The sequence below is a fragment of the Rossellomorea aquimaris genome (assembly GCF_001877785.1).
GTDB lineage: Bacteria > Bacillota > Bacilli > Bacillales > Bacillaceae_B > Rossellomorea > Rossellomorea aquimaris_A.
The window spans coordinates 1-498 of the sequence record NZ_MINN01000140.1 but is presented as its reverse complement, the minus strand read 5'-3'; the positions used below and the strand labels follow the sequence as shown (position 1 = coordinate 498).

1 pseudogene is annotated in these 498 nt (G+C 42.8%); it reads right to left on the bottom strand.

What is annotated here, in order from left to right:
• Positions 1 to 365, bottom strand: a pseudogene (locus tag BHE18_RS20920) (ATP-binding cassette domain-containing protein); the annotation flags it as partial.
• Positions 366 to 498 lie beyond the last annotated feature (133 nt).

Here is a 498-nt window from a genome sequence, read left to right as displayed (position 1 = left end):
AGCTGCTTAATAATTGTCGTTTTTCCGCTCCCGGTTTTACCTGCAATCCCGACAGTCTGCCCTTTTAGCACCGTAAATGAAATATCCTGAAGATTGTCACTTGTTGAGCTTGGATATGTAAAGCTGACATGACTGAAAACGATATCTCCAGGCTCTTTAAGATCAGCGGGCTGTTTTGGATCTGTCACATCCGTTTCATAAGAAAGAGTTTCATTTACCCGGTCTAATGACGCATTGCCGCGCTGCATCACGTTAATGAGTTCACCGATTGCAAACATCGGCCAAATCATCATGCCGAGATAAACGTTAAAGGACACTAACTCTCCAAGCGTCAGCTCGTTCCGGAATACAAGAAACGCTCCGTAGAAAAAAAAAAAAAAACAGATCATCAAACAACAGACACTTTATACTACAGCACAATAGACTACACGCTGTACTTATGTACGCACACGAGTTGTTAATCTCTGACAGTAGTAGGTGCCTGTCATTGTGTCAAGG